The 18,337-nt window shown below is 37.5% G+C and carries 13 protein-coding genes and 1 tRNA gene; 6 read left to right on the plus strand and 8 right to left on the minus strand.

Going from position 1 to position 18,337, the window contains the following annotated elements:
• Nucleotides 1-2: 2 nt before the first annotated feature.
• Complete coding sequence (locus SKC37_RS04245; protein ID WP_377980258.1) at nt 3-1,094, minus strand: hypothetical protein; 1,092 nt, start codon at nt 1,092-1,094, stop codon at nt 3-5.
• A gap of 140 nt (nt 1,095-1,234) precedes the next feature.
• Between SKC37_RS04245 and SKC37_RS04250 the strand changes: the two genes are divergently transcribed.
• Nucleotides 1,235-2,488 (plus strand): NRAMP family divalent metal transporter, encoded by a 1,254-nt coding sequence (locus SKC37_RS04250; RefSeq protein ID WP_377980259.1) that lies wholly within the window; start codon nt 1,235-1,237, stop codon nt 2,486-2,488.
• A gap of 42 nt (nt 2,489-2,530) precedes the next feature.
• Here SKC37_RS04250 and SKC37_RS04255 read toward each other — a convergent pair.
• Nucleotides 2,531-2,604 (minus strand) — tRNA-Ile (locus tag SKC37_RS04255).
• Nucleotides 2,605-2,691: 87 nt separating this feature from the next.
• On the opposite strand from SKC37_RS04255, the gene SKC37_RS04260 reads away from it, so the two are divergent.
• Genes SKC37_RS04260 through SKC37_RS04280 form a run of 5 tightly spaced genes read left to right on the plus strand, consistent with a single transcriptional unit; the run spans nt 2,692 to nt 7,777 of the window.
• The gene (locus SKC37_RS04260; RefSeq protein ID WP_377980260.1) at nt 2,692-3,936 is read left to right on the plus strand and encodes an HD domain-containing protein; all 1,245 of its coding nucleotides are present in this window, start codon (nt 2,692-2,694) and stop codon (nt 3,934-3,936) included.
• Between the two features lie 40 nt (nt 3,937-3,976).
• The gene (gene lpxD, locus SKC37_RS04265) at nt 3,977-4,984 is read left to right on the plus strand and encodes a UDP-3-O-(3-hydroxymyristoyl)glucosamine N-acyltransferase (RefSeq protein ID WP_377980261.1); all 1,008 of its coding nucleotides are present in this window, start codon (nt 3,977-3,979) and stop codon (nt 4,982-4,984) included.
• An 8-nt stretch (nt 4,985-4,992) separates the two neighbouring features.
• The gene (locus SKC37_RS04270; protein WP_377980262.1) at nt 4,993-6,387 is read left to right on the plus strand and encodes a bifunctional UDP-3-O-[3-hydroxymyristoyl] N-acetylglucosamine deacetylase/3-hydroxyacyl-ACP dehydratase; all 1,395 of its coding nucleotides are present in this window, start codon (nt 4,993-4,995) and stop codon (nt 6,385-6,387) included.
• Between the two features lie 10 nt (nt 6,388-6,397).
• Complete coding sequence (gene lpxA / locus SKC37_RS04275) at nt 6,398-7,168, plus strand: acyl-ACP--UDP-N-acetylglucosamine O-acyltransferase (RefSeq protein WP_377980263.1); 771 nt, start codon at nt 6,398-6,400, stop codon at nt 7,166-7,168.
• Nucleotides 7,169-7,174: 6 nt separating this feature from the next.
• Complete coding sequence (locus SKC37_RS04280; RefSeq protein WP_377980264.1) at nt 7,175-7,777, plus strand: ABC transporter ATP-binding protein; 603 nt, start codon at nt 7,175-7,177, stop codon at nt 7,775-7,777.
• On the opposite strand, the gene SKC37_RS04285 is transcribed toward SKC37_RS04280, so the two are convergent.
• From SKC37_RS04285 to sov, 6 genes are read right to left on the minus strand one after another with little or no spacing between them, the layout of a single operon-like run.
• Entirely contained in the window at nt 7,770-8,459 is a 690-nt protein-coding gene (locus SKC37_RS04285; protein WP_377980265.1) for an ABC transporter permease, read from the minus strand. The genes SKC37_RS04280 and SKC37_RS04285 overlap by 8 nt on opposite strands.
• Nucleotide 8,460: 1 nt before the next feature.
• Nucleotides 8,461-9,006, minus strand: coding sequence for a DUF4199 domain-containing protein (locus tag SKC37_RS04290; protein ID WP_377980266.1), 546 nt, complete (start codon nt 9,004-9,006; stop codon nt 8,461-8,463).
• Between the two features lies 1 nt (nt 9,007).
• The gene (locus SKC37_RS04295; RefSeq protein ID WP_377980267.1) at nt 9,008-9,529 is read right to left on the minus strand and encodes a hypothetical protein; all 522 of its coding nucleotides are present in this window, start codon (nt 9,527-9,529) and stop codon (nt 9,008-9,010) included.
• Complete coding sequence (locus SKC37_RS04300; protein ID WP_377980268.1) at nt 9,519-10,811, minus strand: dihydroorotase; 1,293 nt, start codon at nt 10,809-10,811, stop codon at nt 9,519-9,521. The genes SKC37_RS04295 and SKC37_RS04300 overlap by 11 nt, the downstream gene beginning before the upstream one ends.
• A gap of 45 nt (nt 10,812-10,856) precedes the next feature.
• Nucleotides 10,857-11,237, minus strand: coding sequence for a glycine cleavage system protein GcvH (gene gcvH / locus SKC37_RS04305; protein WP_377980269.1), 381 nt, complete (start codon nt 11,235-11,237; stop codon nt 10,857-10,859).
• A gap of 60 nt (nt 11,238-11,297) precedes the next feature.
• Nucleotides 11,298-18,335, minus strand: coding sequence for a T9SS outer membrane translocon Sov/SprA (gene sov / locus SKC37_RS04310; protein ID WP_377980270.1), 7,038 nt, complete (start codon nt 18,333-18,335; stop codon nt 11,298-11,300).
• Nucleotides 18,336-18,337: the final 2 nt, after the last annotated feature.

Below are 18,337 nucleotides of genomic sequence, written 5' to 3' on the forward strand. Positions count from 1 at the left end.
CGCTATTTATTAAATGTAAGAATAAACTCTTTTATACTTTGACCTTCAAATTCACTAAAGAAATACTCTAAATCCTCAGAACAATCAAAACCCGAATCACTATACAAATTCTGCAAACAGGCTTTCTGTAAGCATCCTTGTTTTATTAACTTCTTCGCAAACTGAACACGTAAACGGTTCATTTCATCCGTGAAGTTAGTGAAAAGATAAAGTTCGAAAAAATCATGCAATTCTTTCGTATCCTTTTGGACTAATTCCCCGAATTGAACCAAAGTCAAATGAGGTTTCAAAAAGGGCTTATCAAATATATAGCAATCATTCATCGCTTGATCCATCTTCCACCAATAAACCTCTTGAGGATTTAATAGGCGTTTAAAGCGATCCACATTTAAATAAATTACCTGTGGAAAGAAATACAATGTACATACCATCACCATGTAAGCAACTAATGAGATGTATTTTATTTCGCTCGGATGATTAAATAATGAAAAATCCAAGACGTTTTCTAACCAAACACCAAAAAATACGGAGCTCATCCCAACGAATACCAACCATTGAAAAAACAGAAATATACTTAACCACCTACCTAAATTAGTTGCTTTGAAAAAATAGACCTTGTTGTTTATCAAGTAATTTGCTCCCCAAAGGCTATAAAAGGTTAATAATAATGGTCTTAATACATACAAATGAGCTGCATTAAAGACAAAACCTAAACGAATACGAAACATGGAAGTCCAATCACTAAATACTTGCCTAACAACTTCTACCTTGTAAGCATAAGCAGACAAATAATAGGGAACTGTATCAATAAAAACGAACAGAAATGGGATAAAGTGCAAAAAATCTACTCCTCGCAAAGCTGTCGAACCTGTTTTTAGACTTCTTAGGTAGAAATACAATAAGGGACCGATTAAAAAATAGATGGAGGAAAAATTTCCATACAATAGAACTGTAAATAACAAGCTATGGCCCAAAGACATAGAATAAACAGTCAAACAATAGACACCGGAAATAAAAAAAAGCAAGGCTAAATAAATGTTCGGATTTGCGAATAAAGATCCCCGTGATTTCAGAAAGATGATCGATGGCGTCATAAAACTAGTAAATAGCGTCATGACAAATATCGATTGAAATAGAAACAGCATTATGAAGTGGTTAGATATAAATGTAATGTACAAAAATATAATGAACCAAAATCATTACTTAGTAAATTACACACCTATTGATCTTGCATATGAAACTAAAAAAACGAATTACCCGGTTTTGGAAACTTTTAGGCCCTGGCTTAGTCACTGGAGCCAGCGATGATGATCCGTCTGGGATAGCTACCTATTCTCAAGCGGGTGCAGGCTTGGGGCTTTCTACTCTTTGGACGGCTTTAATTGCTTTCCCATTAATGGCTGCGATTCAGCAAATGTGTGCTAGAATTGGTTTAGTGACTAAACAAGGACTTACGGGTACCCTCAAAAAGCATTATCCAAAACCTGTTCTGTACCTAATGCTAGTATTTAGTTTCCCTGCCATTATCATGAATATTGGAGCTGACATAGCCGGTATGGGAGCTGTAGGAAACCTATTATTTCCTACCATCGACGCAAGTTATTTTAGCGTCCTTTTCACTCTTTTATTAATTGGGTTAATTATATATTTACCTTATGCCAAAATTGCGGCCGTCTTAAAGTACTTGTGTATAGTCATGTTGGTCTATTTCATCGTCCCTTTTTTATATAAACAAGATATAAACGAGATATTAATGGCCACATTTATCCCCAAAATTGAATTCACGAAAGAATATATTGCGATTTTAGTGGGCATATTAGGTACCACCATTTCACCTTATTTATTCTTTTGGCAAGCTTCAGTAGAAGTAGAAGAAATGTCTATCCATAGAAAATTAATAGTGAATAAGCGGATCATTCATGAAATGGAACAGGATGTAGATTTTGGAATGGGGTTTTCGGGCTTTGTCATGTATTTCATCATTTTGACCACGGGGACAGTTTTATACAAAAGCGGTATCCATCAAATCGACACCGTAGAACAAGCCGCCATTGCACTTAAACCACTAGCAGGCGACATGGCCTATTTGTTATTTGCTATTGGAATTATTGGCACAGGACTCATAGCTATACCTGTCTTAAGTGGGTCACTTTCGTATATTTTCACTGAAACTTTTGGATGGGAACAAGGTTTAAATAAGAAATTTCACGAGGCCAAGGGCTTTTATTCCATTATCGCCTTTTCCTTATTAGTAGGATTGTCCTTAAATTATGTAGGCATTTCTCCGATCAACGCCTTGATTTATACAGCGATTTTGTATGGAATAACCGCTCCCGTATTAATTGCCATCATTTTACATATTTCAAATAACAAGCTGATCATGGGAGAAAATACCAATTCTCCCCTTTCGAATGTGCTAGGACTAGCCGCCTTATTGATTATGACATTGGCAGCCGGGGCATTACTTTATTTGGAATTCATTGCATAAAAAAAACCATACTCCCTTTTCAAGAGTATGGTAAAAAAAATGTGGACCAGCATGGGCTCGAACCATGGACCCCCTGATTATGAGTCAGATGCTCTAACCAACTGAGCTACAAGTCCGCATTGTACATCCCCTAGAGGAATTCAATGTGACACAAAATTAAGGAATACTAACCTTTTTAGCTAAATTTCGGAAAAGAATCTCCCATGTACCCGACTAAAATTATTAATGATCCGATTTACGGTTTTATTAAAATCAATAATCCATTAATTCTTGAACTCATTGATCACCCTTATTTTCAACGACTTAAGCGAATAAAGCAATTAGGATTGGCTGAATTTGTTTATCCGGGTGCACACCATACTAGATTCCACCATGCATTAGGAGCTATGCACTTAATGGATCAAGTTTTAGATAACTTAAAAGCGAAAGGCTATTCGATTTCAGCAGATGAACGCCAAGCAGCAGAAATTGCCATTCTATTGCATGATATTGGCCATGGACCATTTTCACACGTATTAGAATACACCCTGCTAAATGAAGTAAAGCATGAAGATGTTTCCACTCTATTAATGGCAAAATTAAATCAGCATTTTAAAGGTAAATTAAGTCTTGCTATTGAAATGTTTGAAAACAAATATCCGAGAAAATTCTTTCATCAATTAGTTTCATCTCAATTAGATGTCGATCGTCTTGATTATTTAAGCCGGGATTCTTTTTATACCGGTGTCCGGGAAGGCTTTATAGGTTCTGAAAGGCTATTGAGCATGATGGACTTGAACAATGAACAATTGGTCATTGAAGAGAAAGGAATCTATTCGACAGAAAACTTTTTGATGGCACGTCGTTTAATGTATTGGCAAGTTTATTTGCACAAAACTGCTATTGCTGCAGAAACGATGTTAATTCAAATTTTACGCCGGGCTAAATTTTTAATATCTGAGGGCCAAAAATTACCCTGCTCAACACCCTTAAAAACATTCCTTAAAAGTAGTTACACTTGGGAGGAATTCTCCTCTAAAGAGAGTTTGTTACTTGCTTTCACTGAATTAGATGACCATGATGTTTGGGCTGCGATAAAAGAGTGGAAAAATTCCAACGATAAAATATTAAAACATCTGTGTACGCATTTTTTGGGAAGAAAATTATTCACTTGCAAATTAGGTTCTCAACCTATTCCTAAAGCCAAAAGAGTCGAAATCGAAGAGAATATCAAACGAGAATATGGAATAACAGACGAAGAATTATCCTACTTTGTAGTGGAGGGTTCCACCTCTAATGCAGCATATGTACAAGGCGACAACACCATCAAGATGGTCGACAAACAAGGTCATGTAGTCGAGTTACTCGAAGCATCCGATTTACCCACGATACAAGCTTTAAGTAAGATTGTAAAAAAATACTATTTTTGTTGTCCAAAGAGCGTATATTTGCAAGGAGAATTGAGCTAATGGATATTCTCTTTGCCTTTATTAAACAACGTGTGACCGAATGAAATTTACTGTTGATCAAATAGCCCAATTAATTCAAGGAACAGTAGATGGCGATGGTTCAGCAAGTATAAGTACGTTTAATAAAATTGAAGAGGGAAAAACGGGCAGTATTTCCTTCTTGGCAAATCCGAAATACGAATCCTATTTATATCAATCTGAGGCTACAGCCATCATCGTGGCAGCTGATTTAGTCTTAAAAGAAAAGCCATTAGCGACTTTAATCAAGGTTAAAGACCCCTACTCTGCTTTTACCCTATTACTCCAAAAATACCAAGAGTTTACAAGTGTAAAAGAAATAGGTATTCAACAACCTAGTTACCTTGCTGAGGACGCAAAAACAGGCCTTAATCTATATTTAGGCCAATTTTCTAGTATAGGTAAAGGCTCTACAATAGGGAAAGATACCTATATAGCTGCGCATGTGACGATCGGGAATAAAGTTTCTATTGGAGATAATTGCGTCATTTATCCTGGTGTTGTTATTTATAACGATACCGTGATTGGAAACAATTGCACCATTCATGCCAATGCAGTAATCGGATCTGATGGATTCGGATTTGCACCACAGGCAGATGGCACTTTTTCAACCATTCCTCAATTAGGTAATGTGGTCATTGAAGATGGTGTGAGTATTGGCGCGAATGCTACGATAGACCGAGCAACCATGGGTTCTACCTTGATCAAAAAAGGGGTGAAAATTGATAACTTAGTTCAAATTGCCCATAATGTGGAAGTTGGTGCGAATACGGCTATTGCAGCCCAAACAGGTGTATCTGGTTCAACTAAAATAGGTCAAAACTGCTTAATCGGAGGTCAAGTAGGTGTGGCAGGGCATATTAGTATTGCAAATAAAACCATCGTAACCGCACAATCAGGGGTTACGAAAACCGTTCGAAAAGAAGGACAAATATTAGGTGGAACGCCGGCCTCCCCTAATAGTGAATATTTGAAACGTAATGCCTTATTACGTCAATTACCGGACTTATTAAAACGATTAGAATCTTAATAACGCGTATGAACAATAAGCAACATACTATTACCAAAGCTGTAACCCTATCTGGTGTAGGTTTACACACTGGCGTAGTTGCCAACCTGACTTTTTTACCTGCTCCTGCAAACCACGGGATCAAATTCCAACGTGTTGATTTGCCAGGTCAACCTATCGCAGATGCGGATGTAGATTACGTCGTGGATACATCTCGCGGAACAACCATTGAGCACAATGGAGCTAGAATTAATACCGTAGAACACGTATTAGCGGCTCTTGTAGGTCTAGAAGTAGACAATATTTTAATTCAATTAGATGGACCTGAACCTCCAATTATGGATGGAAGTTCTATCAAGTTCGTAGAGGCTTTAAAAGATGCTGTCCCATTAGAACAAGATGCACACCGTAAATTCTTCGAACTAACAGAAGAGGTACGTTACAAAGATCTAGAAAATGGCATTGAATTAGCTGCATTACCATTAAACGACTACCGTATGGCGGTGATGGTAGATTATAATTCCAAATTCTTATCTAGTCAACATGCGAACTTAAGCCATGTTTCTCAATTTGAGAAAGACTTCTCCATGTGTAGAACATTCTGTTTCGTACATGAATTAGAGGTTTTATACAAAGCAGGTTTGATCAAAGGTGGGGACTTAAATAACGCCATTGTAATTGCAGATAAAGACTATTCAGAATCTGAATTAGCCCACTTGTCAGAAGTATTAGGTAAACCGAAGATTTCCGTTTCTAAAGAGGCGGGTATCTTGAACAATACTAACTTGCATTTTAATAACGAGATGGCTCGCCACAAGTTATTGGATTTAATGGGAGATTTAGCTTTAGTAGGTCGCCCTATAAAGGCGCAAATTTTGGCATCACGCCCAGGTCATGCTTCTAACGTTGAATTAGCGCGTAAGATCAAGAAATTGATGTTAGATGCGGAGAAGAACAAAGTGCCTACCTACGATCCAAAACAGCCTCCTATTTTCACGCACGAACGCGTATACGAGCTTTTGCCTCACCGGTATCCATTCCAAATGATTGATAAAATCATTTATTTGGATGACAATAGCGTAGTAGGTGTAAAGAATGTGACGATGAATGAAAATTATTTCATGGGTCACTTCCCAAACAATCCGGTGATGCCAGGTGTTATGCAAGTGGAAGCTATGGCGCAGACGGGTGGTATCCTTGTATTGAGCTCAGTAGAAGACCCAGAGAATTATTGGCCCTATTTAGTGGGAATTGAAAACTGTCGCTTTAGAAAAAGCGTTATCCCTGGAGATACAATCATATTTAAGTGCGAACTGCAAGCACCTATCCGCAGAGGTATCGCTAAAATGATTGGTAAGGCTTACGTAGCTGGTCAAGTAGTTTGTGAAGCAGAAATGACTGCTAGTTTAGTACGTAAATCGTAAGATTTTATATATGATTCATCAATTAACTCATATTGATCCTAAAGCTAAAATCGGTGCTAATGTAAGTGTCGATGCTTTCACTTCTATTCATGAAGATGTAGAAATTGGTGAAGGAACCTGGATAGGGTCAAACGTAACGATTTATCCGGGTGCGCGCATTGGTAAAAATGTACGTATATTCCCAGGTGCCGTTATCTCCGCCATTCCTCAAGATTTGAAATTTGGAGGAGAAACAACGACTGCTGAAATTGGTGACAACTCTACCATTCGGGAATGTGTGACCATCAACCGGGGAACTACTGATAAGATGAAAACGGTCATTGGCAAAAACTGCTTAATTATGGCCTATGTTCACGTTGCTCACGATTGCTTTATCGGAGACAATTGTATTTTAGCCAATGCCGTGCAAATGGCTGGACACGTTACAGTGGGGGATTTTGCTATTATTGGCGGATCGACAGCTATACACCAGTTCGCTACTATCGGTCAACACGTGATGATTTCAGGTGGTTCTTTGGTTAGAAAAGATGTCCCTCCTTTCACTAAATCAGGACGTGAACCATTATCTTACGCTGGTATTAATTCTGTAGGATTGCGTCGTCGCAATTATACAGATGAGCAAATAAATATTATTCAAGAAGCTTATCGTTATTTGTATCTGAAAGGACTCAACACGAATGCAGCCTTAGCTGAAATTGAATCTCAATTACCTAATACTTCGGAGAGAAACGAAATTCTAGATTTCGTTAAAAATTCCGAAAGAGGTATTATGAAAGGCTAAAATGCGATGGAAATTCTTGTTCAAAATCTTTCTAAAAAGTTCAGACAGGAATTTGTCATTCAATCCTTTACTTATTCATTCCATTCAGGCAATTCGTATGCCATCACAGGTCCTAATGGTTCAGGAAAATCCACCTTACTTCAATTAATCGCTCAATATACTTTACCTAATAAAGGTTCAGTAGAGATGGTGGGTATAGATGATGAATTAGCCTATAGCCAAATTACCTATGCAGCTCCCTATGTCGAGTTAATTGAAGAATATACTTTACAAGAACATCTAGAGCTCCTTAAAAAAAATAAATACCTCCCCCCATCGGCGAGCATAGAATCATTTGAGGCCTTTATCGATTTACAACCAAATCGATTTAAATTAATAAAAAACTATTCGTCTGGAATGCGCCAAAAAATCAAGCTAGGCTTTGCGTTACTTTCAGATAGACCCGTTTTATTGTTAGATGAGCCTACCACGAACTTTGATGAACAGGCAAAAGAATGGTTTTTCAAAAGGCTTAACGATCAGCGAGAAAAATTAATCATTATCGCTTCAAATGAAATAAGTGAGATCACGTTCTGTTCAGAAAAAATTTCAATTTCTGACTTTAAATAAGTCGACGTAGCCGAATTTGAGTTATTCCAATAACAACAGCTATAAATCCCCCATAAAATACTACGTCCTCGTAACTGACTAATCCCATACTCATTCTATGGTAATGAGCAGATAAATCAAGCATTTCTACTCCCAATTCATTTGCTCCTTGCCAAAACAAAAAATTGAAAACGAGGCCTAATAAAAAAGCCGCGGGTTGCCTTTTTGTTAAACTAGAAGCTAAAACCCCGAGGCAAATAAAACAAAAATTTAAGAGTATCAGGGATAGATAGCCGCCAAATATAAGGGATGAATCAAAATTATTCCTAGGTAACCCTAATTTACCAATGGTATACACAAATAGGATACTAGGCACCAAAGTAATCAGTACCATAGTGAATAAGGATACTATCTTGGCCAGTAAAATTTGACCCATAGTTAGTGGCAAGGATCTTAGTAATTGAAAAGTCCCCTTATCAATTTCGTCTGAAAAACTATTCATTGATAAGGCGGGTACCAAGAATAAGAAGAACCAAGGACTTAAATCAAAGAAAACAGACAATTCAGCAAAGCCGAAATCCAACACATTTCCATCAATGAACCATACATAAACGCCCATTAAAACAAAAAAAGACGTAACTGTTCCCCAACCCATCCAAGAGCTAAACAAACCTTTTACATCTTTTAGAATTAGGGATAACATATTAGTCGAAGATGGGCTTTTCGCGTTTAACGATAGCGGAAACGATTAAGCCTAACAAGAATGTAATAACGAAATAAAAAAGAAGTAGTAAAAAAAATTGAAAACCCGGTTTATTTATAAAAATCAACAAATGTTCAATTTGATTCAAATTACTTTTACTAATAGATTGGTCTTTAAATCGATCTTTGGCTATTTCAATATTTTTAGACAAATATTCAATATTAATAAACTTCAAATAAATATAATTAAAACCACCATTAATAAGACCAAATAACGCACCCAATAAAGTTGTTAAACCTAAACTCTCTCCATAAGAAATATAGCCTCCATTAGAACTCCGAAATTCAAAAAGACAAAGAATCGAAAAAATAAAAATCAAAACAAAAAAACCAATTAAGGATACCCAACCTATAAATTCTTGGAACTCGAAAGACCAACCCATTAAATCAACAATGACCGTATATAAAAAACATACGATTCCATGAATAAAACCATATTTTAAGGCTATAATAGAAGAAGATGCTGTTGATTCTGTTGTACTTTCCATCCTATTTTTTATAATAAAGTGATATTAACAAATTAGGTAAAAAACCTAAGGCAATCTTTTGCGCAAAATCATCCTTTGCGATACTATATGCATCAATTGATTTTATCCCAGCGTGCAAGGAATTATAATATTCTCCACCCTCTTGACTAACAATAACCTCCTTATACGAATTCAACTGTAATAAACTTTGCTGAATGTAGTCATCCAATAGCTGTAAACCCAAAGTAGATTGAAAGAAATAATACAAAAAGTAGGCACTTAGAATAGCCGTAATAATAATCAACAGATATTGTAAGGCAAAATAACCTAGAAAATGCCTCTTTTCTCCACCGTGACGCTTGGGAAACCGCGTCACATACCACCATTGAAAAAACAATAAAAAGACATAAGTTGGGGCCTTTTTACCACCAATGGGAATGATGCCGAATTGCTGCAAAACCATACTATAAGCAACTAATAAGATGATAAATAGTACAGCATACAATACAAATCGACCTATTTCAGCAAACCAATTATTGACCATAGGAATAAGTTAAACCAGTAAATACGCCTACAATTTGGTGTGTGAATTTATAGCCTGTAAAAATTGAATTCTTTGATTTAGAAACAATATCTGCTGTTGAATACTCCTTTGATGCAGTAGAAAGTAGCATTCCTTTCAGTTCTTCTCCTACCTGTAACTCAGGCAGTTCAATTCCTAAAAAAGCCCCTGGTGCATGGGACAAATACTTATCTACCTGTACAATTCCCTGTTGCTTAGCTTCACTAATAAAAGCAATCGCCAATGTCTCTAATCCAATCGTACCAAAGCTCGCTAGATCAAATTCTAAGTCTTTATTCTCGACCTCTACTGGATGATGATCCGAAACCACAGCCTGAATAACCCCGTCTTTTAAACCTTTCCACAAGGCTAACCGATCATTTTCAGTGCGTAATGGAGGATTCACTTTCTTCAAGGTATCAAAATCAGAAACAGCATCCTCTGTGAAGATGAGGGAGTAAATGGCAACATCAGCGGTAACCGGTAATCCTGCTTGTTGAGCTTCCCCTATCAATCTTACCGACTCAGCCGTAGAGATGCAAGTAAAATGAAGTGAAAAATCAGAGTTAGCTAAACCAAATGAATGTTGCATCACATAGGCTAACAAATCTAGATCGCGCTTGACATGCATCGTTTCAGCTAAAGCAGGTATACCTTTTAAACCTAATAAGGTACTTTGAAGTCCTTCATGTATTTGTCCAAATAAGGACAGGCCTTTCACATCAGGCCGAGAAATAACTTTTACAGGCAAGGGTTGTAAATATTGCAGGCATTTTAACATCAAATCCGTATCCTGCAAAGCATCAGCACCATGGCTAAACCAGGAAGCTCCTGCCTCATGCAAATCCATCAAATCACTAAAATTCTCCGCTTTATTCCCTAAGGTTAATGGGGCAGCAGGAAAACAGGTTACTCCGGAACCAGCTAATTTTTCAGCGATATAGTGTATAGCTTCTGGCTGCTGAGGGACAGGGTCACCTGTAGGCAATAATAGAAAGTCTAAAACACCACCTTTCCAGGCGGCAGATTTCAAGCTAGACCAATCTTCCTTGTGTTCTCCACCTGGTAAGGTATTGTGTACGCGAAGATCAACAACAGTTGGAAACCACTGCAAATCGACTCCTGCAATAACTTGATCTGCTTCTACTTGAATCGAGGGTGCTATTTCTACCCAACAACCATTTTCTGCTAACAAATCAATTTTCTTTCCATAAAAAGTGGAACGACTATCTTGAATTAAAATCTGTTTAAATAAGATCCGCATTTGTTTTTGGCTTATAAAAAAACCCTGATTAACAGGGTTTTAGAATCAATGTCCGATAAAAGATTTATAGGTTTCTACATCCATCAATTGGGAAAGGTCACCAGCGTCAGCTGCCTTAATTTTCACAACCCACCCAGCACCGTATGGATCTGAGTTAATTAATTCTGGACTGTTATTTAATGCTGTATTGAATTCAACGATCTCTCCAGCTACAGGTAAGAACAAATCAGAAACTGTTTTAACTGCTTCCACTGTTCCAAAAACACCATCTTTTGCTATGGTCTGCCCCACTGTCTCCACTTCAACGAAAACGATATCTCCTAACTCACCTTGAGCAAAGTCCGTGATACCTACGATAGCGACATCGCCATCCAATTTAATCCACTCATGTTCTTGAGTATATTTTAATTCGCTTGGAAAATTCATATGATTATTATTTGCTCACAAAGGTCACGAAAATCTCGATTTTTTGCAAACGATTTGAGATTATTCACTTAAACTATACCGAATTTGAAATCCGCCAGCCACCGTAGAACGATAGAATGAATTAGAAACCAACGGATTGTTCATCATCTTATCGAAATAGGCCGTAACCGTTAATTTATTATTGACATTATAACTTAATTGTGGTCTAAATTGAAAGTTTACGAATCCTTGTGTCACAATGGTTTCTGCATCTAATTTACGTTGAAGCGTACGTGTATCTCTGATGGTCAAATTCATATTGAAACGTAAATCATTGGGTAAACGAACAGCTCGGCCGTTGATCTTGAAAGGGATTAGCATATTCGCTTTGGTAAAACCTACCGCTACCGTGAAATCCTTATTCGCTAATTCCGCCACTTGTGAATTAGCTAGATTCAATCCTACATTCCGATCTTGATTGTATTCTAAACGCAAAGAAATCTTACTCTTTGTCACCGCATTAATTCCCACTAAGGGCGAGAAACGTTCCACAAAAGAGATTGTACTCATGACATAAACGGGTATTAATGTATTCGTCACTGGATCAAATCGGGACGAAAGTGGGTACAATAAACTGTTCAATGAAAGATTCATATAATCTGTTGCAAACTGACCATACTCTAAAGAGGAGACAAAATTCCCCACGTTATAGGTGCTCGAGTACATATGGGAAATGGTGAACGAGGCGAACTTACTCTTTATACCAGGCAATAAATTCAGTCCATTATAATCCACTTTCCAGTTAGGAAGAGGAATATCATAGAAAGGTGAATACTTAACGTTGTTTGCCGAAACGCCAGAGTAGGCAGCAAAAAAGGCCGGAATTAATACATCCTGTGAATTCTGATTGTAGGTTCCTATCTCCGTCGGCTTAGATCTATTTAATCGTGATAATAAAATAGAACGATTCGATCTGAATTCTTCAAAAACAGTTTCTGGGTTTGAGAACGCCGTCATGAACGATAAAAATGACATGGAGTAATTACCTGAGCGGATCGGACTTTGGGATTTAAAAGGACCTCCAGCTATTTCTGGTCGGAAAAATTCCTGGTAATTATCTCCCCGATTGTAATTGCCATCCACTTGAATACGTAAATCCTTTGTAGGCTCTAACTGAGTAGAATAGGTGAGTTTTTGGGTCCTTAACTGAGTAAATGGGGTATTTTGAACCGTACTTTTCGTTAACCAACCATTGTTTGCCGCTTTGAATCGAATCGCATCATCTTGCCCCCCACTTATAAAATCTAACCCAGGGGCCTGATTCAAGGCATTCATTCCCAATACACCAGGATTAGGCATAAAGCCTGGTAAGGTGGTTGATTCATTCCTCGAATAATTCACTTGGATACCCCGTAATGTTAGCAGCAATCGAGTGACTGACTTTAAGGCATTATTAGCTGGAATAACAATATCATCATCATCACCAGGATTTCGAGCAATATTCTTGCCAAAAGAACGCGGACTATTTGCCCATCGCAAAGCTTTCACGCGATTGTATAATGCCACAAAATCAATTTTTCCACTAATCGCCTGTTCCCGTGTGTTCTTTATAATATTTCCAAAAGGTAAGCCTAACGAATCTCGAATGTCAAACGAGTTAGCATAATAATTATACCCAATACGGTGTGTGTAGTCTGCATTCATCCAATCCGTTAACACCGATTTCTGCAAAGGCAAACGCCAAACCATGCCGGCTTGTTGATCAAAACTTTTAGCCCTCCCTAAAGCACGTAAACTAATTAGCACTGAATCACGCTTTTCTTGCGTATCCAAATCACCAATGGGTTCATCAATAATCGAATTTACCTGAGCATTGTAATTAAGCACTACACTCTTAGTTAAATTCCAATTCAAGGCATATTGACGATTTAAAAACCAATATTTCTCAAATTGTGGTGCTACTCCTACAGTGGTAAATTCAGCATTACGAAGCTGGGTCTTAATAAAACTACGATCCATGTCTAATCTAACCATCAAAGAAGACGGAACGAGATTTAAATTAAAGTCTTTAATCAAATCAAAAGAAACCTTTTTGAAAGGTTCGAAAAATTTAGACGAAGTCGTATAAGCATATAACACACTCCCTTTATGGCTAAAAGAACTGTATTCCGCGATTAGTGGACTCGTCCGAAGCATTTCTGAATAGGCGTAGCTAAAGGTAAAATTAGAAAAATCCCAAGGATAAAATGTCTTCGATTGAGCGCTACGCGATTTCTTCACATTAGAAAAGTTAAATCCTTTTCGCTCCGTATTATCTTCCACTAATGTTAAATATGATTGCTTTTTAGACTCTGAGCTGAATTTCTGTATGGAGTTTCGCAAGAAAATATCAGGATCAAAAGGATCAAACTCTGGCGATATATTTCGGCGGTCATAGGTAATAAAGAATGGAATTTTAAAGCCCCATTTCCTAGGCAACAACTTGTCTAAGTTTAAATTAGCTGTTATACCGTACTCTAAATTATTCTCGCGACTACGTTCAGAAATTTTGGCCTGTACCCCACCGAAACCATAATTCTTAAAGCTTCCATTCAGTTGAATCGTACCTAAATCAGCTAACTTCAAACCTAATTTACCAATAGCTGCCTCTCCTGAAGTTTGGTCAAAACCTGAAGCACGCAACTCATTCACCCAAATACAGAAAGTTTTATTTGTATTGCTTGTATTACGAACGCCTATCATCGTGACCATCGTCGCACTCTGATCTGGCCGCCCCATTACCGTAATTTTATAGGTCTTTCCCGTGGAACTAGTAATAAGCATCGTAAAACGCTCATTTAGGCTTTTACCTTGCTTATCACGCTCCGTCTTTACTTGTTTCACTAAATCAAACTCCATATCGAACTCATTCTCTATTGGCCAAACTTCGGTATCTAAACTTTGCCCTTTCTGAGTTTGAGTTAATCCTGTATTTTCAATTTCATAATAATTATCTGTTAAATCCGTACCTATCCGCAAGAAAGCACTCACTTGGCCATTAATCGCGTCAGGACTCTGCATCGATACAAACATCTTTAAACGCTTATAATTGATAAAATCAAATAACGTATTTTTAAATACAGCCCTAGCATCATTTGGTCGCAAATTATCGACACAAAGACTCATCGATTGTTCATTCAATCGTGCATTATTAATCGTTGTGATATCTTGATCACGTACAAATCCTGGAGGAACAACATAAGGGATAGCTGTTTCCCCCTTATTCGCTGGACCATTTTCCTCAATATTGACACTAGAAACCCGGAATTTAGCATCATATGGCTCAGGTAAATCTTGGCCACTTCGTTTATCTAAATCTCCTACAAATTTGCGATAGCTATAACCAGATAATTGTAATTGGGCAAAACGTAAAACAACTGGCTCCTGAAACTCTTTTAAAACCATCCGCATAAATCGAATGGATTTGAACGAATTAATCTCCCCAGCCGGAGTCTTATAATTTCGTTTATCTTTAATAGGTATCCGGAACAAGTACCAATTAACTCCTCCCTCTGTAATTTTATCTACCACAAATCCATTTCCAATTTGTAAGCCATTCGGCTTTAAATCGACCTCATATTCAAAATAGGCCTCGTTTTCATTTACGGTATTATCATTATTTAGATCTTCGCGATCCGGTAACATGCTGTTTGCCTCCGTAAAATTTGTATTGGATGGATTAGCCGTTGTAGGGCTATTATTCTCCATTCCTAAATAATTTTTATAGCGCTGTATTAAGGACTCTGTACCCGTAAACTTTTGATTTAAATAATAGTCAAAGTCATCCGCTGCTGGGTCATTTTGTATTTTAGCCAAAGCCGAAGCATCCGTCACCCGACCTTTAATCTGATCTAAATAAGCTTTAAAGTGGGTTGTTTCTGTTAGTGTATTGGCATCATCAGAAACGTTAGGCAAACCGTCCATTCCTACGTCTTGCTTCTCACGACCCGCTGAATTATCAAACGCATTAATGACAAATTGACGCGCAGGGGCCAATCCCCAATCGGTTTTTTCTACATTCTTTCCAGTACCTGTGATGATTTTTTCCCCAGCAGGAATACCATTTTCAAAATTCGAGTAACCATCTGGAATAAAATCTTCCGAAACATCTCCTAGATGAAAAACTAATTTACCCCCAGTCTCATTATTTTTATTGAAAACACCATCTCTAATCTTCCCTGCTTCACCTCCGATAAATGGATCCATCAACCAAAACTCAATCTGCTCTACATTCGCATTATCAAAATCGGTATCAGAACTAATTGCCCTCGTTATAGCTCCAAAATTAGAGGCGGGTGTAGGAAGTAACCCGGACGATGATAAGTTAGTGTTGAAATTATATAAACCTCGCTCTGATGGGAAATATGCCACATCCAAGACTCCAATCGGAAGATTGGTAATATTGTTAGCGAAGTCTTTATTGGGGAATAAGCCTTTCGGTGTAACTACTCGCTCATAGGCATAGGCGTTTACTTTAGTAGGATCTAATCCTGGGACATCTAAAGCAAAACCACCTTGGCCATAAATACTGGCATCTACCGTATAGGCGGATATTTTAGCCCTATTATAACCCGCAGCTAATTTATTTCCTGCTAGCACATACGATTTAGGGGTAGCAGCTGATTTCCAAAGCGTAGGCTGTGAACTTAAATTATAAATCACACGAGCAGCCTCGAAATCATCAATAAAGGCATTTCCTTGAACTCGATCATTCACATTTGGAATTAACTTCGCAAATTCACCTTGAAAGTCAATCACCGATGTTTCTTTCGTAGAAATCAAAGGTAGTTTATCCAACAAACGAGTAAGTCCCTGAGAATTTTGTAAAATAGTGGCATCAAACCCTAACAAGGTATTATTTACGGGTTCATTCCCCATCGCCACCCGTCTAAAAAAGGCGGGGGGACTTTCTGACATATTTTGAATGGTGGCTCCTAAATGGACATTCTTACCCAAATTATAATCAAGCCTTGTTCCTAACAACGTACGGATTTGATTAGAAAACAAATCTGGCTTTTCATAACAAACTTTAATTTCTCTACCTGAGCTAAAAACTCCCTCATTAATGATTTTTACTCGCCCAGATTGCGGTTCCACTATATAATCTGTACCTGCTGACAAAGATTGTCCACCTGCTGTCACCGTAACAGATTTAGCCTCTACACCAAAAGGCAATGAAATATCTCCGCCTACCCCAGACTGAAATGAACCTTTGATGAAAAATTTATTCTTTGACGATAACTGAGCAGCATCCGTTTGAGTCCCGGAATATAATTTATCAAAGACATATTTATCGACTAAATTAGATTCTGCAGAAGTAAATTTCGCTCTTAAACTAGCCCCGAAAGGTTCTAATACAGGGAAAATAATCTTCCCGTTTTTGGAATCGATTGTAATATCTTCTACATAATCAAAGTTTCCATCCGGTTGTGGATCTCCCGCAAAGTTCAACTTGTCTAGACCTAATACCTTAACTAAAGGAACATCTTTAAAATTAGAACCCTCAATTAAATTACTATTGTCAATCCCTGTTGCATCATCTTTGTAAACAATACGTAATTGAAAATTCTGTTTCGTTAAGGCCGAAGTATTTAAGGAATAGATATTCTTCATCATCAAATCCCAAATCGGATGGGGCTTACCCGTCAAACCAGCATTTAAATTATTACGAATAGTACTTGATTTTAACATTTTAAGGAGTAGAACCTCATCATCTTGACGAGCCTGGTAATCCTCCGTTAACTCCCCTACTTTATATTTTCGCCCATTCAACGTGTATTCATACGAGACGGCTAATACCTCATCATTTCGCAAAGGAGCTATTAAGGATATATAACCTAATTGCGGATTGAATTTGAATTCACGATCTGTTAAACGTTTAGCCCCTTTCAAGACATCAAAATCAGTCCCACGTTTTAAATTATACACCGTTTCTAATCGATCAGTTGCCTCATTCGACTTCCGTAAATTCGCATCTGCCAAAAGCTTCGCATACATACCATTCGCCTTATTATCAACAGGGCTCGTCGAATTGATAGGTTGAACTAACGGGTTTGTATTATTAAATGGACTAGCTTCTCCTAAGTCATACAGTGAAACTAAATTCCGTAATGTTTCCGTACTCTGTGTCCGATTAGTCACATATACCTCCACACGGGTAACCGTAATTCCACTTGAAATGACTGGCAAATTATTTAAGGCTCTTTCATAATTATTTCTAAAGTAGGAAGACAAAAAGAAGTGCCTATTTTCATCATATTGATCCACTCTCACTTCAAAATTCTTTCCTTGAGTACCTCCTTTTAGCGTTATACAATCTTGCTTAGACCGTTGCTGTGCAGCTACGACTGTCATATCAAGCGCTCCAAACCGCAATAAAGTTTTAACACCGAACAAATTTTGAATACCCGGAATTAATTGTGAATTCAAAGTCCAAGAGGTATTTCCGACTTCGATGTTTTGGAGAATATCTTCCTCCTGCGTCTTCCAATTCAGTTTCAATTGATTCTGAAAATTAAAACTAGCTTTGGTATCAAAATTGACATTCAGATTCAACTTATCCCCTATCTTACCTTGAAAGTTAATCTGCGCCTGTTCATTAAAGAATAGATTACCCACATATCGCAACTGAACAGGAATAGCCGGGTTATCTACAAACTGCCCCATGTATCCCACATCCAACAGTAAGGAACCGTTTGGCTTAAAGGAAACTTCCGTTCCTCCAAAAATCCGATCAATGGCAGGTGGTAATTCAATTTTAGGAAATAGACCCCGGGATTTCAGATTACTACTCCCATCTAAACTTTTAGAATACGTTCGCCAAAAACTACGATTAACTTCTTGATTTTGTAATCGATTGTACTGATTAAAATCAGTCAACACATCGGTCCCCGTGGCATCTTTTTGAATGACCAGCTTAGGATCTGATTCAAAAGAGTAATTATTTTTAGCCTTTTGTGAATAAATAGAAAAGGGTGATTTCCCCGAGGGGTGGATTGGCTTTTTCAAGGATAATCGGGGCTTTTTACCCGATTTTCCAACTGAATCCACCTGAGAATAACTTGTAAGAGACAAAACCATTC

It is taken from the genome of Aquirufa esocilacus (genome assembly GCF_042715595.1).
GTDB classification, from domain to species: Bacteria; Bacteroidota; Bacteroidia; order Cytophagales; family Spirosomataceae; genus Aquirufa; species Aquirufa esocilacus.